Origin of the sequence: Phycicoccus sp. Soil803, from assembly GCF_001429685.1 — a bacterium.
Taxonomy (GTDB): Bacteria; Actinomycetota; Actinomycetes; order Actinomycetales; family Dermatophilaceae; genus Pedococcus.
In genome coordinates, this window is the sequence record NZ_LMST01000001.1 from 4,234,790 (window position 1) to 4,256,221 (window position 21,432).

Annotated in this window: 16 protein-coding genes and 1 tRNA gene; 7 read left to right on the forward strand and 10 right to left on the reverse strand. The window is 70.8% G+C overall.

Annotated features, from left to right (window positions below; all coding sequences use genetic code 11):
• Positions 1–74: 74 nt before the first annotated feature.
• Both ASG95_RS19690 and ASG95_RS19695 read right to left on the reverse strand, forming a co-directional pair.
• The gene (locus ASG95_RS19690; protein WP_057378552.1) at positions 75–749 is read right to left on the reverse strand and encodes a response regulator transcription factor; all 675 of its coding nucleotides are present in this window, start codon (positions 747–749) and stop codon (positions 75–77) included.
• Positions 746–1,936, reverse strand: a complete 1,191-nt coding sequence (locus ASG95_RS19695) for a sensor histidine kinase (protein WP_057378553.1) — start codon at positions 1,934–1,936, stop codon at positions 746–748. Before ASG95_RS19695 ends, ASG95_RS19690 begins: the two co-directional genes overlap by 4 nt.
• 231 nt (positions 1,937–2,167) lie before the next feature.
• On the opposite strand from ASG95_RS19695, the gene ASG95_RS19700 reads away from it, so the two are divergent.
• On the forward strand, positions 2,168–4,087 hold the full coding sequence (locus ASG95_RS19700; protein WP_082592920.1) for a glycoside hydrolase family 15 protein: 1,920 nt from the start codon (positions 2,168–2,170) through the stop codon (positions 4,085–4,087).
• Here the strand turns inward: ASG95_RS19700 and ASG95_RS19705 are convergent.
• From ASG95_RS19705 to ASG95_RS19725, 5 genes are all read right to left on the reverse strand, one after another.
• On the reverse strand, positions 4,062–7,151 hold the full coding sequence (locus tag ASG95_RS19705) for a glycoside hydrolase family 38 C-terminal domain-containing protein (RefSeq protein ID WP_057378554.1): 3,090 nt from the start codon (positions 7,149–7,151) through the stop codon (positions 4,062–4,064). The two genes, ASG95_RS19700 and ASG95_RS19705, sit on opposite strands and share 26 nt — an antisense overlap.
• 170 nt (positions 7,152–7,321) lie before the next feature.
• A complete protein-coding gene (locus ASG95_RS19710; protein WP_235544064.1) occupies positions 7,322–8,863 on the reverse strand; it encodes a DEAD/DEAH box helicase in 1,542 nt (513 codons plus the stop codon).
• Between the two features lie 190 nt (positions 8,864–9,053).
• Positions 9,054–11,435, reverse strand: a complete 2,382-nt coding sequence (gene ppsA, locus ASG95_RS19715) for a phosphoenolpyruvate synthase (protein ID WP_057378555.1) — start codon at positions 11,433–11,435, stop codon at positions 9,054–9,056.
• A 60-nt stretch (positions 11,436–11,495) separates the two neighbouring features.
• A complete protein-coding gene (locus ASG95_RS19720) occupies positions 11,496–12,335 on the reverse strand; it encodes a pyruvate, water dikinase regulatory protein (RefSeq protein ID WP_255358344.1) in 840 nt (279 codons plus the stop codon).
• A gap of 227 nt (positions 12,336–12,562) precedes the next feature.
• Positions 12,563–12,652: transfer RNA gene (locus tag ASG95_RS19725), tRNA-Ser, on the reverse strand.
• A 163-nt stretch (positions 12,653–12,815) separates the two neighbouring features.
• On the opposite strand from ASG95_RS19725, the gene ASG95_RS19730 reads away from it, so the two are divergent.
• Positions 12,816–14,243 carry an MDR family MFS transporter gene (locus tag ASG95_RS19730; RefSeq protein ID WP_057378556.1) on the forward strand — a complete coding sequence of 476 codons (1,428 nt, stop codon included), beginning with the start codon at positions 12,816–12,818 and terminating at the stop codon, positions 14,241–14,243.
• Positions 14,244–14,289: 46 nt separating this feature from the next.
• Here the strand turns inward: ASG95_RS19730 and ASG95_RS19735 are convergent, their stop codons facing one another.
• The 3 genes from ASG95_RS19735 to tadA all read right to left on the reverse strand — a co-directional run bounded on the left by ASG95_RS19735 (position 14,290) and on the right by tadA (position 16,577).
• Positions 14,290–15,315, reverse strand: coding sequence for a metallophosphoesterase (locus ASG95_RS19735; protein ID WP_200961946.1), 1,026 nt, complete (start codon positions 15,313–15,315; stop codon positions 14,290–14,292).
• A gap of 150 nt (positions 15,316–15,465) precedes the next feature.
• Positions 15,466–16,098 (reverse strand): DedA family protein, encoded by a 633-nt coding sequence (locus ASG95_RS19740; protein ID WP_235544066.1) that lies wholly within the window; start codon positions 16,096–16,098, stop codon positions 15,466–15,468.
• A complete protein-coding gene (gene tadA, locus ASG95_RS19745; RefSeq protein ID WP_057379026.1) occupies positions 16,095–16,577 on the reverse strand; it encodes a tRNA adenosine(34) deaminase TadA in 483 nt (160 codons plus the stop codon). Before tadA ends, ASG95_RS19740 begins: the two co-directional genes overlap by 4 nt.
• A gap of 64 nt (positions 16,578–16,641) precedes the next feature.
• On the opposite strand from tadA, the gene upp reads away from it, so the two are divergent.
• From upp to katG, 5 genes are all read left to right on the forward strand, one after another.
• Positions 16,642–17,280, forward strand: a complete 639-nt coding sequence (upp, locus tag ASG95_RS19750) for a uracil phosphoribosyltransferase (protein ID WP_056921571.1) — start codon at positions 16,642–16,644, stop codon at positions 17,278–17,280.
• A 178-nt stretch (positions 17,281–17,458) separates the two neighbouring features.
• Positions 17,459–17,629 (forward strand): hypothetical protein, encoded by a 171-nt coding sequence (locus tag ASG95_RS21885; protein ID WP_200961228.1) that lies wholly within the window; start codon positions 17,459–17,461, stop codon positions 17,627–17,629.
• A 6-nt stretch (positions 17,630–17,635) separates the two neighbouring features.
• Positions 17,636–18,442 (forward strand): PH domain-containing protein, encoded by an 807-nt coding sequence (locus tag ASG95_RS19755; RefSeq protein ID WP_056921570.1) that lies wholly within the window; start codon positions 17,636–17,638, stop codon positions 18,440–18,442.
• A gap of 66 nt (positions 18,443–18,508) precedes the next feature.
• Positions 18,509–19,006, forward strand: a complete 498-nt coding sequence (locus ASG95_RS19760) for a Fur family transcriptional regulator (protein WP_056921811.1) — start codon at positions 18,509–18,511, stop codon at positions 19,004–19,006.
• A 57-nt stretch (positions 19,007–19,063) separates the two neighbouring features.
• Entirely contained in the window at positions 19,064–21,382 is a 2,319-nt protein-coding gene (gene katG / locus ASG95_RS19765; protein ID WP_082592922.1) for a catalase/peroxidase HPI, read from the forward strand.
• Positions 21,383–21,432 lie beyond the last annotated feature (50 nt).

Genomic DNA, 21,432 nt, shown 5'->3' on the forward strand with positions numbered 1-21,432 from the left:
CGGGAGAAGGCTTTCCGAATCCCACCGGGGGCGACACCTGGCCTGCTCCCCCGGGCGTACGCCACGGACGCCTACTACTCCTGCGACCACCCGGGGCGCACCAGGCCGGACTCGTAGGCGAGCACCACGAGCTGGGCGCGGTCACGGACGTGCAGCTTGATCATCGACCGGCTGACGTGGGTCTTGGCGGTCGCCGGGCTGAGGAAGAGCCGCTGGGCGATCTCGTCGTTGTTGAGGCCCTCGCCCACGAGCGCGACGACCTCGCGTTCGCGGTCGGTCAGCTCGCCCAACCGGTCCGCGGCCGGGGCGGCGTTGGGGCGGCTGCGGGTGGCGAACTCGCCGATCAACCGTCGGGTGACGCCGGGAGACAGCAGTGCGTCGCCGGCCGACACGGCGCGGACGCCACGCAGCAGCTCGGCCGGCTCGGTGTCCTTGACGAGGAACCCACTGGCCCCGATCCGCACCGCCTCGAAGACGTACTCGTCGAGGTCGAACGTCGTGAGCATGACGACGCGGGTGCCCGAGAGCCGCTCGTCGGCGGCGATCTGCCGGGTGGCCTCGAGCCCGTCCGTGCCGGGCATCCGGATGTCCATCAGCACGACGTCGGGCCCGGTCTCCCTGACCAGCGCGACCGCCTCGGCACCGTTGGCCGCCTCACCCACGACCTCGATGTCGTCCTCGGCGTCGAGCAGCGCCCGGAGCCCCGCCCGGAGCAAGGCCTGGTCGTCGGCCAGCACCACCCGGATCAATGCTGACCGCCCGTCGGGAGGTCGGCCTCGACCCGGAGGCCACCACCGGGCGCGGCCTCGACCCGCAGCTCGCCGCCCAGCGCCCGCGCGCGCTCCTGCATGCCGCTGATCCCGTTGCCCTGCACCAGGTTCGGCAGCCTCGCTGCGCCGTCGCCGTTGTCCTCGATCGTCAGGGAGAGCACCTCGTCACCGTAGTGGAGGGTCACCGCGGCCCGGGTCGCGTGCGCGTGCCGGACGATGTTGGTGATCGCCTCCTGCACGATCCGGTATGCCGCGAGCTCCACTGCCGCCGGCAACGCGCGGGCCTGCCCGGTCACCGTCTTGGTGACCGCCAGCCCCGCGTGCCCGCTGCGCTCGACGATGTCGTCGAGGCCGGCCAGGTTGGCGACCGGCGAGCGTGGGGCCGGTGCCCCGTCGAGGCGCAGGACGTCGATGAGCGACCGGAGCTCGGTGAGCGCCTCCTTGCTCGCGTCCCTGATGGCGACGAGCGCGGGCTCGACCTGCTCGGGCCGTCGGTCGGCCAGATGGAGGGCGACCCCGGCCTGCACGTTGATCAGTGACATGTGGTGGGCCACGACGTCGTGCAGCTCCTGGGCGATGCGCAGGCGCTCCTCGCCGGCCTGGCGCAGCCTCGTCTCGCGGGCCGCCTGCCGGTAGGTGGCGGCCCGATCCCTCCAGCTGCGCCCGACCTCGGCGACGGCCAGCACGACCAGGGTCCAGGCCAGCAGCCCGCCCACGGCCTGCCGCGACCAGGGGGCCGAGTCGAAGGCGAGACGACCGGCAGCATCACCGGCCAGGACCACAGCCGCGCCCAGCCAGGCGGCCACCCGGTGGCCACGCACGACCGTCGCGAACAGGACGATCGCCAACCCGAGGAACACCGGCCCGTAGGCGTGGCCACGGGCGAGGTAGCTGCTGGCGGCGAGGGAGGTCGCCCCCATGGCCCACAACGGAAACCGCCGAAGCACGCTGATGGCCACCGGCGCCACAAGGAGCAGGACGACGGCGAGGGCATCGAGCGCGCGGCGGTCGGGCTGGCCGTGCGAGGCACCGAAGCTGCCACCGACCTGGATCACGGCCACGACGAAAGCCAGGACGTAGCGCGCAGCAGGGTGCGTCCGACCAGCTCCGACCCGCGGACCTCGCATCCACGGGGGACCCCAGGCCAGGTCGTCGGGCTCACGCATGCCTGCCAGCGTAGGCAACGCGGCCAGGGCGTGGCGTCCCACGACGGTGGCACCGCGGCATACTCCCGCGGGCGTATGCGCGCCCGGGGCGTCTCTGCAACCTGGGCGCCCTCGGGGGCGCCCAGGTTGCAGGACCGGACTGCGCCCCCGAGCCATGGCGGACGGCGACCATCTGCGGGACGCTTGGGTTCGGGCCGCGCGCTCGGCGACGGCGCCTCGTGAGGAGTTCCCATGACCTCGACCGTCAGCCCCCTTGAGCCGCAGGGCGAGACCGGCGACCAGCCGGCCCCCAAGTGGCGGCTGCCGCGATCGCCGTTCCCGCCGATCGCGGACTACGCGTTCCTCTCGGACTGCCAGGTGACGGCCCTCGTCGCGCCGAGCGGCAACGTGGAGTGGATGTGCCTGCCCCGCATGGACTCGCCCAGCGTGTTCGGCTCCATCCTCGACCGCGACGCCGGCGGATTCCGGCTCGGCCCGGCCGACATGATGGTGCCCACCGCCCGGCGCTACCTCCCGGGAACGCTGATCCTCGAGACCTCGTGGGGCACGCCCACGGGGTGGGTCATCGTCCGCGACGCCCTGCTGATGGGACCGTGGCACCACGAGACCGAACGCGCCTACCGCTACCGGCGGACGCCGACCGACTACGACGCCGAGCACGTGCTGCTGCGGACCATCCGCTGCGTCAACGGCGAGGTGCAGCTGGTGATGAACTGCACGCCCGTCTTCGACTACGGGCGGATCCAGCCAACCTGGTCGTACACCGCCGAGGGCTACCACTCGGCGGTGGCGCAGGCCGACGGCGAGGACGAAGACAAGGTGTGGCTGACCACCGACCTCCGGCTGGGGTTCGAGGGACCGCAGGCCGCCATCCGCACCCTGGTCAAGGAGGGCGACACCCACTTCGTCGCGCTGTCGTGGAGCGACCACGAGGCGCCCCAGAGCTACGAGGAGGCCTACCGGCGGCAGGTCTGGACCGCCCACCACTGGCAGCACTGGCTGGCGCGCGGCAACTTCCCCGACCACCCGTGGCGCACCCACCTCGAACGAAGTGCGTTGACCCTCAAGGGCCTGACCTACGCCCCCACCGGCGCCATCGTGGCCGCGTCGACCACCTCACTCCCGGAGACTCCCAAGGGCGAACGGAACTGGGACTACCGCTACACGTGGGTGCGCGACTCGACGTTGGCGCTGTGGGCACTGGACACGCTCGGCTTCGACTGGGAGGCAAGCGACTTCTTCTGGTTCATCGCCGACCTGGCCGAGTCGTCGGACGACCTGCAGATCATGTACGGCATCGACGGTGCCACGGACCTGACCGAGTCGTTCCTCGAACACCTCACCGGCTACGACGGGGCCCGACCGGTGCGGATCGGCAACGGGGCCTTCGACCAGAAGCAGCTCGACGTCTGGGGTGCGATCCTCGACTCGGTGTGGATCCACACCAAGTCGCGCGACACCCTCGACGAGCGGCTGTGGCCGATCCTCACCGGGTTCGTCGAGTCGGCCATCAAGCACTGGGTCGACCCCGACCGCGGCATCTGGGAGGTGCGCGGGGAGCCCAAGCACTTCACCTCGTCGAAGGTGATGTGCTGGGTCGCCGCGGACCGCGGGGCCAAGCTGGCCCGGGTCCGTGAGGACGACGAGCTCGCCCAGCGCTGGCAGACCGCTGCGGACGAGATGCACGCGGAGATCTGCGAGCGGGGCACCGACGAGCGAGGGGTGTTCACCCAGCACTACGAGACGGATGCGCTGGACGCCTCCAACCTGTTGCTGGCGCTGGTTGGCTTCCTGCCCCCGGACGACCCGCGCCTGCACGCCACCGTGCTGGCCATCGCCGACGAGCTGACCGACGACGGCCTGGTCCTGCGCTACCGCGTGGACGAGACCGACGACGGGCTGGCCGGCGAGGAGGGCACCTTCACCATCTGCTCGTTCTGGCTGGTGTCCTGCCTGGCCATCGTCGGCGAGATGGAGCGGGCTCGGCACCTGTGCGAGCGACTGCTCAACCTGGCCACCCCGCTCGGCCTCTATGCCGAGGAGATCGACGCCAAGAGTGGTCGGCACCTCGGCAACTTCCCCCAGGCGTTCACCCACCTCGGGCTGATCAACGCGGTGCTCAAGGTCATCTCCGCGGAGGACGACGAGTGAAGCGCAGGGTCCGCACCTCGAACGGGCCCAGCTCGACGTCGACGACCGCGGGGCCCCGTCCCCTCGTCGCCTCCTCGCCAGGCGACGGCTGGCCCAGGGGCTCCTCGAGGAGGGTGACCGCGGACGCCGACTCCACGTCGGTGTCGACGTGGAGGGTGCCCGACGTCCGGCCACCCAGCACCTCGTGCACCCTGACCACGAGATCACCCGACCGGTCGGCGGCGAGCTTGACGCTCGACAGGGCCACGCCGTCGCCCTCCACCCGCACGAGGGGCTCGAACCCGTGGGCGCCCAGCACCTCCCGCGCCGGGGTGTTGAGCCGGACGCCCTCCTGGGCCGCTCCCGCGACCCCGGTGCCGATGACGAGCCCGTAGCGGTGGGTGTGCGCCCCGTGGTCGGTGTCGGGGTCGGGGAACCTCGGCGCCCGCAGGAGCGAGAGCCGCACGGTCGTCCCCAGCGCACCGTCCTCGACCCAGTCACGCGTGACGTCGTAGCCGTAGGTGGAGTCATTGACGAGGGCGACCCCGAAACCCGGCTCCTCGACGTGCACGAACCGGTGCATCGAGGTCTCGAAGCGCGCGACCTCCCAGCTGGTGTTGACGTGGGTCGCCCGGCGCTGGTGCCCGAACTGCGTCTCTGCGCTGGTGTGCTCGGCCCGCACGTCGAGCGGGAACGCCACCTTGAGGAACGTCTCGACCTCGTGCCAGTCGGTGACCTGCTCGACGTCGAGCGTCCGCGAACCCGGGGCCAGTGAAAAGACCTGCCGCACAGTCGATTTCGCTGAGATGGTGCGCTCGACGACGACCCGGGCCACGCCACGCTGGTCCACCGACGCGTCGAGGCTGTCGGCGTCGCGGAGGTCGCGGACCGTGTTGCGGTAGAAGCGGTCGACGTCCCAGGCGTCCCACTTGTTCGGCAGGTCGGGGTGCAGCTGCAGCAGGCCGGCAGCGCGACCCGGGGCGATGGCGTCGCGCCCCGAGGCGAGGTCGACGGCCGACGTGACGAGACCCTGTGCGGACAGGGTCACCCGGACGACGTCGTTGTCGAGGACGAGGTCGGCACCGTTGCGGACGACCTCGACAGGACCCGCGCCGAGGTCCGCGCCGAGGTTCTCGCCCGCTACTCCCGCCCCGGAGGGCACCCCAGCGCGTTCGGATGCCGCGCCGTTCAGTGCGATTCGCGTGGTCCCCTCACCGACGAGGGCGGCCAGGGAACGTGCCACGAGCGCCTCTGCCTCACGTTCCACCCGGGCGTACTGCTCCACCGCCTCGCGGTGCACCCACGCGATCGACGTGCCGGGGAGGATGTCGTGGAACTGGTGCAGCAGCACCTGCTTCCAGAGCGCGTCGAGCTCGTCGTGCGGGTACGCCGCGCCGGCCCGGACCGCGGCGGTGGTGGCCCACAGCTCTGCCTCCACGAGCAGGTGCTCGCACCGCCGGTTGCCCGCCTTGGTCCGGTGCTGGGAGGTGAGGGTGGCGCGGTGCAGCTCGAGGTAGAGCTCGCCGACCCACACCGGGGTGCCCGGCCGAGGCCGACCGTCCTCACCCACCAGCTCGGCACGCGTGCGGGCGTAGAAGTCGTCGGGGTGCTCCCACCGCACCCGTGGGCTGCCTTCGAGGTCGGCGAGGCGTTCGGCGCGGCCGGTCATCTCGCGCGTCGTCCCGCCCCCGCCGTCACCCCAGCCCACCGGTGCGATCGAGCCCGACGCGATGCGGTGGTCGCGGAACTGCCGGTCCGCCAGGGCCAGCTCGGCTCCCGACAGCTCTGAGTTGTAGGTGTCCATCGGCGGGAAGTGGGTGAGCACCCGCGAGCCGTCGATGCCCTCCCAGAGGAAGGTGTGGTGGGGGAAGGTGTTGACCTGGTTCCACGAGATCTTCTGGGTGAAGAACCACTCGAAGCCGGCCCGGCGCACCAGCTGCGGCAGGGCCGGGGAGTAGCCGAAGCTGTCGGGGAGCCAGACGCCCTGCGACCGCACCCCGAGCTCCTCCTCGAAGAACCGCTGTCCGTAGAGGAACTGGCGCACCATCGACTCCCCGGACGGCATCACCGTGTCGCTCTCGACCCACATCCCGCCCAGGGGCAGGAAGCGCCGGGCCTGCACCGCCGCGACGACCCGTGACCACACCTCGGGCCGGTGCTCCTTGACCCAGGCGTACTGCTGGGCGCTCGACATGCCGTAGACGAAGTCCTCGGTCTCGTCGATGAGCGCAGCCATCGAGGCCGTCGTGCGGGCCACCTTGCGCACGGTCTCGCGCACCGGCCACAGCCAGGCCGAGTCGATGTGGGCGTGCCCGACCGCCGAGACCACGTGGGCCGAGGCGCCCGCTGGCCGGGCCAGGACCTCGCCCAGCGCGGCGCGTGCAGCGGTCGCCGTGCCAGAGACGTCGGCGAGGTCGAGCCGGTCGAGCGCGTCGTCCATCGCCTGGAGGATGCGGCTACGCCGTTGCCCCGCAGGCAGCTCCGCCTGGAGCCCGAGCAACACGTCGAGGTCCAGGGCGAGGGCGTGGACCTCCTCGTCGAAGACGGCGAGGTCCATCCGCCTGGTGCTGTAGAGCAGGTCGGGTGATGCGGTGAGCAGGTCACCCTGGGTGGTCGGCTTGAACCGCACCGGCCCGAACACGACCGGGTTGGACGCCCCCTCCACGTAGAGCTCGACCCGCTCGCCCCCCTGGGCTGGAGCGGCCACGAGCGCCCAGTGGTTGCGAGGGTTCACGGCCTTCACCGGTGAGCCGTCAGGACGGTAGACGAGGCCCTCGCACTGGAACCCCGGCTCAGCCACGTCGAACCCGAGGTCGACGACCGCCTCCACCCGGCGACCGGCCCACTCGGCCGGCACCGCACCGGTCAGCCGGAACCACGTGGTGCCCCAGGCCGCACCCCATGGTGAGCCCACGGCATACGGCTCGTAGTCGAGGGCGAGGCCCTCGGACGGTGACACCGGTTCACCGGGGAGGGTGTGGGCCTCGACGGTGAACGGCACGGACACCGCGTGGACCGCGGGCCAGATGCGTTCGGTGAGGACGCGGGTGACGCGACCGGTCGTCAGGGTGGTGTCGTCGTGCATGGGTCCACCCTTGCGCGCCGACGGACGACGTGCGACCCAGGGTCACCCCGACCGCTTCAGCCCTGTTGGAAGCGAAACTTCCGGAAATCCGGAAGTTTCCGCTCAGACCCGGAGCTGGAGGTATGCCGTGTGGCTGAGGTGATGCCGCCAGTTCCGGACGGCGCGTGGGCTCAGCGCCCGCGGCGACCCGCGGAGAAGGCGGCGATGCCGCCGGAGCGGGCCTGACCCTGCGAGGCACCCTGCCGCGAACCGCCGCGAGACGACTGCGAGCGGGCGCCCTGCGAGCCACCCGAGCGCGGGGTCTCGGTGCGGTAGGACTCGGTGCTCGAGGACTGCGAACCACCGCGACGGCCACGAGCGCCACCACCCGACGCGCGGCCAGCGCCGCCGGAGGAGCGACCGGCGCCACCCTGCTGACGCGGCTGGCCGGAGCCGCCACGGCCACGCTGCGAGCGTCCGCCGTTGGCGTTGCCGTTGCTCGGCTGCGCGACCACCGGGGCGGGGGTGACCAGCTCGGCCACCGGGCCGGTCAGGTCGCCGATGGCGGGGTGTCCGGGGGCGACGTCGACGGCGGTGGGCTTGATGCCGGCCTGACGCATCAGGGTGCGGGTGTCGCCGCGCTCCTCGGGGGTGCTGACGGTGACGACGACGCCCTCGGCGCCGGCGCGGGCGGTGCGGCCCGAGCGGTGCAGGTAGGCCTTGTGCTCGGCCGGCGGGTCGACGTGGACGACGAGGGTGACGTCGTCGACGTGGATGCCGCGGGCCGCGATGTCGGTGGCCACGAGCACCCGGCTGTGGCCCTCGCTGAACGCAGCGAGGTTGCGCTGGCGGGCGGCCTGCGACAGGTTGCCGTGCAGGTCGACGGCCGGGATGCCCGATGCGGTGAGCTGCTTGGCCAGCTTCTTGGCGGCGTGCTTGGTGCGGGTGAAGGCAAGCGTGCGGCCTTGTCCTGCAACGAGTTCGCGCACGACGGCCGGCTTGTTGTCGCGGCTCACGTTGAACAGGTGGTGCGTCATTGCGGGAACGGGCGACGCGGCGCTGTCGACGCTGTGGGTGACCGGGTTGTGCAGGTAGCGCTTGACCAGCTGGTCGATCGCGTTGTCGAGGGTCGCGGAGAAGAGCAGCCGCTGGCCGTCCCGCGGGGTGGCGTCGAGGAGGCGCTTCACGGCGGGGAGGAAGCCGAGGTCGGCCATGTGGTCGGCCTCGTCGAGCACGGTGACCTCGATGTCGCCCAGGCGCACGTGGCCCTGGCCGATGAGGTCCTCGAGGCGACCAGGGGTCGCGATCACGATGTCGATCCCGCGGCGGAGCGCGGCCACCTGCGGGTTCTGGCCCACGCCACCGAAGATGGTCATGGTGCGCAGCTCGAGCGCGGCGGCGAGCGGGGTCACCGTCTCGGCGACCTGGATCGCCAGCTCACGGGTCGGGACCAGCACGAGGGCGCGCGGGGTGTGCGGCGCCCGACGGCGGCCGGACTTGGCCAGCGCGGAGACCATGGGCAGCGCGAAGGCCACCGTCTTGCCGCTGCCGGTGCGGCCACGGCCGAGGACGTCACGACCGGCGAGCGAGTCAGGGAGCGTCGCGGCCTGGATCGGGAACGGCAGGTCGATGCCGCGTTCCTTCAGGGCCGCGATGACGCGGGGGTGGATGCCGAGGTCGACAAATGACACAGAGGCGGGGGCGCGGTTCAGGGATATGGCGTGCGAAGACACGGAGAACTCTCATCAGCAGTAGGGAGTGGCCGAAGATGCTGGACCACTCACGAACCTGTGAGCTGACGGCGCCAACCAGTAGTTGGGGCGCGGAGCAGACGACCTGGCGTGCACGACGGTGCGCACGCAGTGGTTGCAACCCTATCGGGCCGGGCGTTCATTCCCGAATCGCCCGTTCGGCCGGACGGCGCTACGAGGCTTCCGGCGACCGCTTGGCGAGGCGCAGCCAGGTCTCGACGACGGTGTCGGGGTTGAGTGACATCGACTCGATGCCCTGGTCCATCAGCCAGTCGGCGAGGTCGGGGTGGTCGGAGGGTCCCTGCCCACAGATGCCGACGTACTTGCCGCGGGCCCGACAGGCCTCGATCGCCATGGTGAGCATCTTCTTCACGGCGGGGTCGCGTTCGTCGAAGCCACCGGCCACCAGGGCCGAGTCACGGTCCAGGCCGAGGGTGAGCTGGGTGAGGTCGTTCGACCCGATCGAGAACCCGTCGAAGTGGTCGAGGAAGGCGTCGGCGTTGACGGCGTTGGAGGGGACCTCGCACATCATCACGACCTGCAGGTCGTTCTCGCCGCGCTTGAGGCCGTTCTGCCCCAACAGGTCGATGACGCCCTCGGCCTCCTTCAGGGTGCGGACGAACGGGATCATCACCTTGACGTTGGTCAGCCCCATCTCGTCCCGCACCAGCCGCAGCGCCTCGCACTCCATCGCGAAGCACTCCGCGAAGTCCTCGGAGAGGTACCGGGCCGCACCCCGGTACCCGATCATCGGGTTCTCCTCGTCCGGCTCGTACCGCTGACCGCCGAGCATGTGGGCGTACTCGTTGGACTTGAAGTCGCTCATCCGCACGATCACCGGCTCGGGCGCGAACGCGGCCGCGAGCATCGAGACGCCCTCGGCGACCCGCTTGACGAAGTAGTCGCGCGGACTGTCGTAGGCGGCGATCAGGGCCTCGATCTCGGCCTTGATGGCCGGCTCCTGGTCGTCGAGCTCGAGCAGCGCGCGGGGGTGGATGCCGATCTGGCGGTTGATGATGAACTCGAGCCGGGCGAGCCCGATCCCCTTGTGCGGCAAGCGAGAGAACTCGAACGCCTGGTCGGGGGTGCCGACGTTCATCATGATCTTCACGTCGATGTCGGGCATGTCGTCCAGGGCGGTCTCGGTGACCGAGAACTTCTGCAGCCCGTCGTAGACCAGGCCGGTGTCGCCCTCGGCCGCGGAGACGGTGACCTCCTGCCCGTCGGACAGGGCGGTGGTCGCCGTGCCGGTGCCGACGACGGCGGGGATGCCGAGCTCGCGGGCGATGATCGCGGCGTGGCAGGTGCGGCCACCACGGTTGGTGACGATCGCGCTGGCCCGCTTCATCACGGGTTCCCAGTCGGGGTCGGTCATGTCGGCCACCAGCACCTCACCGGGCTGGAACTCGTGCATCGACTCGGCCGAGGTGAGGACTCGTACGGCTCCGGCGCCGATCTTCTGCCCGATCGCGCGCCCCTCGACCAGCACCTCGCCGCGCTCGTCCATCCGGAACCGCTGCAGCGTCGAGCCGGACTGCCGCGACTTCACCGTCTCCGGACGCGCCTGCAGGATGTACAGCTGGCCGTCGACGCCGTCCTTGCCCCACTCGATGTCCATCGGGCGGCCGTAGTGCTCCTCGATCTTCAGCGCGTGCTGGGCCAGCTCGGTGACCTCGTCGTCGGTCAGGCTCAGGCGCCCGCGCTCGGCCTCGTCGACCGGCACGAAGTCGATCGAGCGACCCACCGCCGAGTCCTGCGTGTAGACCATCTTGGTGGCCTTGCCACCCACCCCGCGCTTGAGGATCGCCGGCCGCCCGGCCCGCAGAGCCGGCTTGTAGACGTAGAACTCGTCGGGGTTCACGGCACCCTGCACGACCGCCTCACCCAGGCCGTAGCTGCTGGTGACGAACACCGCGTCGGGGAAACCGGACTCGGTGTCGATGGTGAACATCACACCGGACGACCCGATGTCGGAGCGCACCATCCGCTGCACCCCCGCCGACAACGCCACGACGTCGTGGTCGTAGCTGCTGTGCACCCGGTAGGCGATCGCCCGGTCGTTGTAGAGCGAGGCGAACACCTTCTTGATCGCCAGCAGGATGTTGTCGATCCCCAACACGTTCAGGAACGTCTCCTGCTGCCCCGCGAACGACGCGTCCGGCATGTCCTCCGCCGTGGCGCTGGAACGCACCGCCCAGCTCACCTCGCCGGGGGCGCCGGCCACGAGCTCCTCGTATGCCGCGCGGATGTCGTTCTCGAGGTCCGCCGGGAACGGCTGCCCCTCCACCAGGTCACGGATCTGCGCGCCGGCCTCCGCCAAGGCCCGGGTGTCCTCGACATCCAGGCCCGCCAGCGTCGCGCTGATCCGGTCGGCCAGACCCTCGTGCGCCAGGAAACGGCGATACGCATCCGCCGTCGTGGCGAAGCCGTCCGGGACGCGCACCCCTGCCTTCGACAGGTGCTGCACCATCTCACCGAGGGAGGCGTTCTTGCCCCCCACCGACTCGACGTCGCCCAACCCGAGGTCCTTGAACCAGGAGATGTTGCCGCTCACGACGTTCCTTTCGACAGGCGGCCGAGCCGCGGGTGGTGACGCTGTCCTTCATGGTGGCACTCAGGCGAGGTTGCCCAGACTGCTGGTCTGCATGATGACCGCCGCCATCTCCTCCACCGACATCGAGGCCGAGTTGATCGAGGGGATCCGGTGCAGCCGGTAGAGCGCCTCGGCGCGGCGCAGCTCGTAGCTGCACTGGGCGAGACTGGCATACGTCGAGCCCGGCCGTCGCTCCCCCCTCACCTGGCTCAGCCGGGCGGGCGTGGACAGCAGGCCGAAGCACTTGGCGCCGAGCTCCCGGACCGGCCGCGGCAGCGCGTCGGAGTCGAAGTCCTCGGGGACGAGCGGGTAGTTGGCGACCTTGAGGCCGTGCTGGAGGGCGAGGTACATCGAGGTCGGGGTCTTGCCGCACCGCGAGGGCGCCACGAGGATCAGGTCGGCCTGGTCGAGGTTGCGCAGGCTGGCGCCGTCGTCGTGCTCCATCGCGAACTCGATCGCCTTCATGCGCAGGTCGTAGCGACGCGTGTCGCCGACTCCGTGGAGAGCGCCGACGCCGTGGGTCGCGTTGACGTGCAGCACCCGCTCGACGGTGTCGAGGTGCGAGCCGAAGAGGTCGATGAACGCACCCTCGGTGCGTTGCAGCTCCTTGCGGATCTCCTCGTCCGAGACGGTCGAGAAGACCAGCGCGGTCACCGAGTCGGTGGTGGCGGCGTCGAGCTCCTCGACCACTGCGCGGGCCTGCTCGACCGTGGTGATGAAGGGGATCTTGCGGCGCGCGAAGGTGAGGCTGGGGAACTGCGCCAGCATGAGGTTGCCCAGCGTCTCGGCCGAGATGCCTGTGCCGCCGGCGAGAAAGAACACCGGGGTGGGGGCGACTGGCTCGGCAGGCTCCGGGATCACGCCCCCACCGTTCCATGTCGCCGCCCAGTTGCCCAGCCCACCAGGGTTTTCGGGCAGTTGGCCGACTTCTCATGGTGGTGGACCTCAGCTGGCGCCCGGAACCGGGCAGTTGGCCGACTTCCCACGCTGGTGGACTGACGGTGGCGCCCGGAACCGGGCAGTTGGCCGACTTCTGAGGGCCACCATGACGAAGGACCCGACAGATCACTGTCGGGTCCTTCTCGCTTTGGCGGTGGCGGTGGGATTTGAACCCACGGTGGGCTTTCACCCACACACGCTTTCGAGGCGTGCTCCTTAGGCCGCTCGGACACGCCACCGCGGAGCAGGTTACTAGAGCGGCCGACGGCGACGAAATCGCCCCGATCGCGCCTGCTGGACGGCTCCGAGGGGGTGCCGACGCGGCATACCTCGCTGCGCGCCAGGGGCGCGGTCGAGGCGGCTGGGGGAATGCGCGGGCGCCCACGGCACTTGTCATCGGAGATGACCTCCACCACCGAGACCACCGCTGGAGTGGGCCTGCGATCGGACCGCGGGCCGATCCTGCTGGCGCTGATGGTGTCGACCGGGCTCATCGCCATGGACGCGACCATCCTCGCCACTGCGGTGCCGTCGGTCGTGCGTGACCTCGGGGGCTTCGCGCAGTTCCCGTGGCTGTTCTCGGTCTACCTGCTGGCGCAGGCCGTCTCGGTGCCCATCTACGCCAAGCTCGCCGACATCGTGGGGCGCAAGCCGCTCATGCTGTTCGGGATCGGGCTCTTCCTCGCGGGGTCGGTCCTGTGCGGCCTCGCCTGGAGCATGACCTCGTTGATCGTCTTCCGGGCCGTCCAAGGACTGGGTGCGGGTGCCGTGCAGCCGATGGCCATCACGATCGCGGGCGACATCTACACGGTGGCCGAGCGCGCCAAGGCGCAGGGCTACATCGCGAGCGTGTGGGCGGTGTCGTCCGTCGTCGGTCCCACGCTGGGCGGGATCTTCTCCCAGCTCGGCATCTGGCGCTGGATCTTCTTCGTCAACGTGCCGCTGTGCCTGGTCGCCGGCACCCTCATCGCCCGCAACTTCCACGAGCGGGTGACGCGCCAGCAGCACCGCATCGACTACGCGGGCGCGGCGCTGCTCACCGCCGCCATGTCACTGCTCATCCTCGGCATCCTCGAGGGCGGACAGGCCTGGTCCTGGTCGTCGGTCACCAGCTGCACCGTGCTCGGCGCCGGCAGCGTGCTCCTGCTCGTCTTCCTCCTGGTCGAGCGCCGGGCCGCGGAGCCGGTGCTGCCCTTGTGGGTGCTCAGCCGCCGGCTGCTGGCCACGACGACGATGCTGGCGCTGGGGGTCGGCGTCATCCTGATCGGCCTGACGTCGTTCGTCCCGACCTACCTCGAGAACTCCCTCGGCATCGACCCCCTCGTCGGCGGCCTCGCCCTGGCGGCCCTGACGATCGGCTGGCCCATCTCGGCCACCCTGTCGGGGCGCCTGCTCTACCTCCGGTTCGGCTTCCGACCGGCGATCCTGGTCGGGATGGCGCTCGTCGTCCTCGGCACCGGGACGCTCGCCCTGACGGCGCACCACCCCTCCGTGGCCGTGGTCGCTGTCTCCTGTTTCGTCACCGGCCTGGGCCTGGGGCTGGTCGCCAGCCCGTCGCTGATCGCGGCGCAGGCCAGCGTCGAGTGGCACGAGCGTGGGGTCGCCACGGGCACCAACATGTTCGCGCGCTCGATCGGGAGCGCGGTGGGTGCAGCGGTGCTCGGAGCAGTCGCGAACGGCGTGATCGCCCGCTCCGGACACCCCGAGACCGACCCGGGCACTGCGGCCGGTGCCGGCGCGGCGGTCTTCGTCGGCGTCCTGGTGGCTGCCCTCGTGACGATCGTCGCCGCCCTCCTCATGCCCAAGGCCAGGGCTGCCGATTCGAGGTGAACACGCCGGCGAAGACCGGCGTGTTCACCTCGAACGCGTCAGGAGGTCACCCGGCGTAGGGGATGCGGGTCCAGCTCAACGTGCTCGCGGCACCCGGCCGGTTGACCGTCACCTTGAGCCAGTCCTTGTTGTTGTCGGAGCCGTCCACCGTGATCCGCTCCAGACCCGCGGCCGACCCCGTGACGCCGTAGCGCGTCAGCCACACGGACCCGGGCGCCAAGGGGTGGTCGGAGTTGTAGATGTGCGAGTCGCCGTTGACGAGGTAGACATCGCCCGGGAAGGCGTCCGTCTCGTCGACGAGGGCCTGCACCAGGGGCTGGAACGCCGAGATGTCGGTCGGCGCGGGCGTGTATGTCGGGTCGAACATGTCGGCCTGCTGGAGCACGACCACGGCGCGGTCATGCCGCTTGCGGGCGTCGGCGAAGGTGCTGCGCAGCAACGAGATCGAGGCGGCCATCCGTGCCTTCTCCTCCGCGACCTGCGCTGGCGTAGCCGTCGTGTTGCCGATGCCGGTCCACGGCTGGAGGTCGTTGTTCGACCCGACGACGTGCAGCACGGCGAAGTCCACTCCCGCGTGGCGGAGGGACACGTTCTCCGGGTATGCCGCGTCCGGCACCGAGACCGGCACGGGTGCCCCGAGCGTCGTCCCCGGCTGGTCGAAGAACACCGCCCGGTCGAAGGCGAGGCGCTCGAGCGGTTGGTAGGCGCCGTTGTTGACCCGGTGGCAGTCGGTCCACTCGTTGTCGCCCGGCGTGTACACGAGCGGATCGGCGAACCGGTCGAACTGGGTCCGAATCATCCGGTAGTAGGCATCGTCACACCGGGTCGAGCCGTTCTTGATGTCACCCACGTGGAAGGTGAGCTCGACGTCCGGGTCGGCGTTGATCTGGTCGATCCACGAGGGGAACTTGGCCACCTGGGCGGCACCGTAGGGCACATCGCCGATCACGGCGAAGGTCTCGTGGCCCGGCTTCCCCTGACCGTCCACGGCCTGCGCGGTGGGTGCGGAGAGCGACATCAGCGCGATGACCGCGGTGGCGCACGTGGTGGCGAGGGCGAGGTGGCGACGCATGGGACTCCTGTCAGAGGGGACAGGGAGTGTTCTCCACCCGCCAGGTGAACTGGCGACCCACTGCAGGGTGACGATCGGGTGAACTCAGCGGGAGGCGTGGCCGGATCTCTCGCCGTTCGAGGTAATCCGCGACCGGAATCGGGTCCCGAATTACCTCGACCGGGCGGAAGGCTGCGCGCGGTGTCGGCGGACCGCCCACACGGCTATGGCCACCACCACGATGAGCGCCACGATCCCCGCCGCTCCACGCCCGAGCCACTTCTCGACCCGGTGGTACGACTCGCCGGCGAGGTAGCCGGCGGTGACAGCCGTTGCGCCCCAGGCGATTCCGCCGATCGCGTTCCAGGGGAGGAACACGCGGTAGCGCATGCCGGACAATCCTGCGAGCGCCGGCATGACCGCCCGGAAGAACGCTGTCCACCGGCCGAGGAAGACGGCCGACCCACCTCGGCGACGAAGGAACTCCTGCGCGGAGTCGAGCTTCTCCTGACGACGCTCGAGGATCTTCAGCCCCATCACCCGCGGCCCGAACAGCCGCCCGATCTCGTAGCCCACGGAGTCGCCGATGATGGCGGCGAGGATGACGACGACCAGCACCCAGGCCAGCGACGTGTGGCCGAGGCTGGCGGTGACCCCGCCGATGATCGCGAGGGTCTCGCCGGGCAGCACGAACCCCACGAACAGCGCGTCCTCGGCGAAGACCACCAGCGCGACGATGAGGTAGACGAGCCACGGCGGCGAACCCAGCACCTGGTTGACCAGGCTGTTGATGATGCCGCTCACGCGTGCTCCCCCTGTAGACCGTGGGCGCCGCCGGTGCGGTTGGTGTCATTGCGGTGTCCCTCGAAGAATGACAGCAGCAGCTGAGAGCACTCTGAGGCCCGCACCCCACCGACGACCTCGACCCGGTGGGTCGCCCGCCGGTCGCGGACGATGTCCCACACCGAACCGGTCGCGCCGAGCTTGGGGTCCCACGCACCCAGCACGAGCCGGGAGATCCGCGAGAGCATCAGGGCGCCGGCGCACATGGGGCACGGTTCGAGCGTGACGACGAGCGTGCAGTCCGCGAGCCGCCACTCCCCCAGCGCTCGCGCGGCGGCCCGGAGCGCGACGATCTCTGCGTGGGCGGTCGGGTCGCCCTCGACCTCGCGCAGGTTGCGCCCCTCGCCGACCACCTCACCCGACGGCGACACCACGACGGCTCCGACCGGGACGTCGCCGTCGCGGCCCGCCGCTGCGGCAAGGTCGAGTGCCAGGCCCATCCACGCGGCATACCGCTCATCGACCGAGGGTCCGCGGGTGGAGGTCACGCGCTAAGTTTCGCCTATGCGCGTCCACGTTGCCGACCACCCGCTCATCACGCACAAGCTGACCTACCTGCGCGACAAGCGCACGGACAGTCCGACCTTCCGGCGGCTGGCCGAGGAGCTGGTGACGCTGCTGGCCTACGAGGCCACTCGCGACGTGCGGGTCGAGCCGTTCGACATCGAGACGCCGGTCGCCCCGACCACGGGCATCAAGCTGTCCAACCCCAAGCCGCTGATCGTGCCGATCCTGCGCGCCGGGCTGGGGATGCTCGAGGGGATGGTGCGCCTGCTGCCGAGCGCCGAGGTGGGTTTCCTGGGGATGCAGCGCAACGAGGAGACGCTCGAGGCGATCACCTACGCGAACCGGCTGCCCGACGACCTCAGTGGACGCCAGTGCTACGTCGTCGACCCCATGCTCGCCACCGGCGGCACGCTCGTCGACGCCATCCGCTACCTCGCGGACCGTGGCGCCGACGACATCACCGCCGTCACCCTGCTGGCCGCCCCGGAGGGGATCAAGCACGTCGAGGAGTCGCTCGCCGACCTCGACATCCCGATCACGATCGTCACCGGCGCCCTCGACGAGCGGCTCAACGACAAGGGTTACATCGTCCCCGGCCTGGGCGATGCGGGCGACCGCCTCTACGGCGTGGTCTGACCGCCGATACCGTATGCCGCATGGCCGGGGCGCGCGGCGCGCCTCACCCGTTCGGCCAATGGCATCGGTCAGGATGGACCCGGTGGTGCGCCTGACGGGCGCGCCCACCGCACGACAAACCCCCTGATCCAGTGCGGACTTCAGCCACAGAGGTCCCGACCCCACCGAGGAGATGAGCATGACGCGCGTGAAGAAGATCGTGCTCTGGGTCCTCGTCGCCTTCGCGGCCTACGCGATCTTCACGTCTCCCGACCAGGCAGCCGACATCGTCAGGACGTCGTGGGGCATGATCGTCGACGGCGCTCGCAGCATCGGCAACTTCTTCGACGCCCTGCTCGGCCGCGGGTAGTCCCCCATGGGCCCGACGCCCAGTCGTAGCGAGATCGAGCGCTACCTCGTCGACGGTGAGCGCATCGTGTTCGCAGTGCACCAGCACTGGGGCAGGGTCGCCGAGCCGGTCGGGTCCGCCCTTGCCGGGCTCGCTGTCGCGGGATGGCTCGACGCCAAGCTGGCCGCAGACTTCAACCTCCTCAGCACGCTGGCGTGGTGGGCGTGGTTCGCGCTCGTGCTGCGCGCCGGGTGGAAGGTCGTCAACTGGCGGCACGACTGGTTCATCGCCACCGACAAGCGGCTGCTGCTCTTCCACGGGTTCATCACCCGGCGGGTCCCGATGATGCCGCTGACCAAGGTCACCGACATGGCGTACGAGCGGTCGGTGCCCGGGCGGATCTTCGGCTACGGCCGGTTCGTGCTCGAGTCCGCCGGTCAGGACCAGGCGCTGCACAAGGTCAGCTTCGTGCCTGACCCCGACCACCACTACCGCATCATCTGCTCCGAGATCTTCGGGGTGGGCGAGCGCAACCCGTTCGACGACCACTACGGCGACCCGTACGACCTGCCCTTCGAGGGACCGGACGACCGCTGGGACGACCCGCCGTCCGGCGGCGGCGGTCCGTCGCGAGCGGGGCGTTCGGGTGGCGGCCTGCCCGACCCGTATGCCGGGTGGGACGACCCGCGGCACAGCCCCGCCGCGCCGACGTCCCCGACCTCGCGAGCGCAGGGTTCGCTCTACCGCAGCCCCGACCTGCGCGCCCGCGACCGCAGCGCCGACACCGGCCCCATCCCGCTCCGCCCCCGCCGCCGCGTCGACCAGGACGACTGAGCCCGCACCGTCTCACGCGCCAGACGTTTTCTTGACTCATTCAAGACAATGCGACAGGCTCGGGTCATGCCCACGACGGTCGAGCTCGAGCAGGTGCTGCGCGGCGCCGAGCTGCGGGTGACGAAGCCCCGGGTCGCGGTGCTGACCGCGGTGCACGACCACCCGCACGCCGACACCGACACCATCATCGGCGCCGTCCGGGCCGGGCTCGGCGACGTCTCGCACCAGGCCGTCTACGACGTGCTGCGCGCCCTCACGGCAGCCGGGCTGCTGCGGCGCATCCAGCCGGCCGGATCGGTGGCCCGCTACGAGGCCCGCGTCGCCGACAACCACCACCACGTCGTATGCCGCGGCTGCGGCACGATCGCCGACGTCGAGTGCGCGGTGGGCGAGATCCCCTGCCTCACCGCGTCCGACAGCCAGGGCTTCGTGATCGACGAGGCCGAGGTCGTCTACTGGGGCCTGTGCCCCGACTGCGCGAACGGTGGGGCGACGACCGCGCCCGCCAGCGCCACGAGCGCGCCCGTCGCGACCACGCGGCATACGCACCAGCCCGCCTCCTGACCAACCAACCCAGACCTGACCATCGCCCTGCACTCGCCCAACCGTGGAAGGAACCACATGTCGGACACCGACCAGCCCCTGACCCCCAACGCCCGAGCCGACGAGGCCAATGCCGCCGGCTGGGACCCCGACCAGCCGCTGACCGCGGAGACCAACCCGCAGGCCGACGGGGTCACGACGGACAGCGCCGCCGAGGGCAAGTGCCCGGTCGCGCACACCGCGACCCACCCCACCCAGGGTGGCGGCAGCAACCGCGGCTGGTGGCCGGACCGGCTCAACCTGCGGATCCTCGCCAAGAACCCCGTGGTGGCCAACCCGCTCGGTGCCGACTTCGACTACGCCAAGGCGTTCCAGGCCCTCGACCTCGCGGCGGTCAAGCAGGACGTCGCCGAGGTCCTCACCACCTCGCAGGACTGGTGGCCGGCCGACTTCGGCAACTACGGCCCGTTCATGATCCGGATGGCCTGGCACAGCGCCGGCACCTACCGGATCCGCGACGGCCGCGGCGGTGCCGGTGCCGGGCAGCAGCGGTTCGCCCCGCTCAACAGCTGGCCCGACAACGCCAACCTCGACAAGGCCCGGCGCCTGCTGTGGCCGGTCAAGCAGAAGTACGGCCAGAGCCTGTCGTGGGCCGACCTGATGGTCCTCACCGGCAACGTCGCCCTGGAGAACATGGGCTTCCAGACCTTCGGCTTCGCCGGTGGACGCGAGGACGTGTGGGAGCCCGACGAGGACGTCTACTGGGGCCCGGAGACCGAGTGGCTCGGCGACGAGCGCTACACCGGTGACCGCGAGCTCGAGAACCCGCTCGCCGCGGTCCAGATGGGCCTCATCTACGTCAACCCGGAGGGCCCCAACGGCCAGCCCGACCCGCTGGCCGCGGCCCGCGACATCCGTGAGACGTTCCGCCGCATGGCGATGAACGACGAGGAGACGGTGGCACTGATCGCGGGTGGCCACACCTTCGGCAAGACCCACGGTGCCGCGGACCCCCACAAGTACGTGGGTGACGAGCCCGAGGGCGCCGAGCTCGCGGAGCTGGGCCTCGGCTGGCGCAACTCGTTCGGCACCGGCAAGGGCGCCGACACCATCACGAGTGGCCTCGAGGTGACCTGGACCCAGACGCCCACCCAGTGGAGCAACCACTTCTTCGAGAACCTCTTCGGCTTCGAGTGGGAGCTCACCAAGAGCCCGGCGGGCGCCCACCAGTGGAAGCCGAAGGACGGCGGCGGCGAGGGCACCGTCCCGGCCGCCCACGACGCCTCCGCGCGGATCGCCCCCAACATGCTCACGACCGACCTGGCGCTGCGCGTCGACCCGGTCTACGAGCAGATCTCGCGTCGCTTCCTCGAGAACCCTCAGGAGTTCGCGGACGCGTTCGCCAAGGCGTGGTTCAAGCTGACCCACCGCGACATGGGCCCCGTCGTCCGCTACCTCGGCCCCGAGGTCCCGAGCGAGGTGCAGATCTGGCAGGACCCGATCCCCGCCGTCGACCACGACCTGGTCGACGCGGCCGACGTCGCCTCGCTCAAGGAGCAGATCGCGGCGTCGGGCCTCTCGGTGGCCGACCTGGTCTCCACCGCCTGGGCGTCGGCGTCGACGTTCCGGGGCGGCGACAAGCGCGGCGGCGCCAACGGTGCCCGCATCCGCCTCGAGCCGCAGAACGGCTGGGACGTCAACGACCCGGCCCGCCTCGCCTCGGTGCTGCGGACCCTCGAGGGCATCCAGGAGTCGTTCAACGGTGCGCAGTCCGGCGGCAAGCGGGTCTCGCTCGCCGACCTGATCGTGCTGGCCGGAGGCGTCGGCGTGGAGCAGGCCGCCAAGGCCGGCGGTCGCGACGTCGAGGTGCCGTTCACCCCGGGTCGCACCGACGCCAGCCAGGACCAGACCGACGTCGACTCGTTCGCCGAGATGGAGCCGCGGGCCGACGGGTTCCGCAACTACGTCGGCAAGGGGCTGCGACTTCCCGCGGAGTTCCTGCTCGTCGACCGCGCGAACCTGCTGACCCTCAGCGCCCCCGAGATGACCGTCCTCGTCGGCGGCCTCCGGGTGCTCGGGGCCAACCACCAGCAGTCCACGGCCGGTGTGCTCACCGACCGGCCGGGCCGGTTGACGAACGACTTCTTCGTCAACCTGCTCTCCATGGACACCACCTGGCGGGCCTCCGCTCCGGACTCCGCGGCATACGAGGCAGTCGACGCGTCCGGCGCCGTGAAGTGGAACGGCACGCGCGCCGACCTGGTGTTCGGATCGAACTCCGAGCTGCGCGCGCTGGCCGAGGTCTACGCGAGCGACGACGCCGCCGACAAGTTCGTCACGGACTTCGTCGCGGCCTGGGTGAAGGTCATGGAGCTGGACCGCTACGACCTGGTCTGAGCCCCACGGCTCAGCCTCAGCAGCACCGCAGCAACACCGCACCGACGACG

Excerpts from the sequence above, each read along its gene's own strand:
- ASG95_RS19700 (WP_082592920.1), top strand. The coding sequence starts at position 2,168 with ATGACCTCGACCGTCAGCCCCCTTGAGCCGCAGGGCGAGACCGGCGAC.
- ASG95_RS19705 (WP_057378554.1), bottom strand. The coding sequence starts at position 7,151 with ATGCACGACGACACCACCCTGACGACCGGTCGCGTCACCCGCGTCCTC.
- ASG95_RS19730 (WP_057378556.1), top strand. The coding sequence starts at position 12,816 with ATGACCTCCACCACCGAGACCACCGCTGGAGTGGGCCTGCGATCGGAC.
- ASG95_RS19695 (WP_057378553.1), bottom strand. The coding sequence starts at position 1,936 with ATGCGTGAGCCCGACGACCTGGCCTGGGGTCCCCCGTGGATGCGAGGT.
- tadA (WP_057379026.1), bottom strand. The coding sequence starts at position 16,577 with ATGGGCCTGGCACTCGACCTTGCCGCAGCGGCGGGCCGCGACGGCGAC.
- upp (WP_056921571.1), top strand. The coding sequence starts at position 16,642 with ATGCGCGTCCACGTTGCCGACCACCCGCTCATCACGCACAAGCTGACC.
- ASG95_RS19760 (WP_056921811.1), top strand. The coding sequence starts at position 18,509 with ATGCCCACGACGGTCGAGCTCGAGCAGGTGCTGCGCGGCGCCGAGCTG.
- ASG95_RS21885 (WP_200961228.1), top strand. The coding sequence starts at position 17,459 with ATGACGCGCGTGAAGAAGATCGTGCTCTGGGTCCTCGTCGCCTTCGCG.
- katG (WP_082592922.1), top strand. The coding sequence starts at position 19,064 with ATGTCGGACACCGACCAGCCCCTGACCCCCAACGCCCGAGCCGACGAG.
- ASG95_RS19735 (WP_200961946.1), bottom strand. The coding sequence starts at position 15,315 with ATGCGTCGCCACCTCGCCCTCGCCACCACGTGCGCCACCGCGGTCATC.
- ASG95_RS19755 (WP_056921570.1), top strand. The coding sequence starts at position 17,636 with ATGGGCCCGACGCCCAGTCGTAGCGAGATCGAGCGCTACCTCGTCGAC.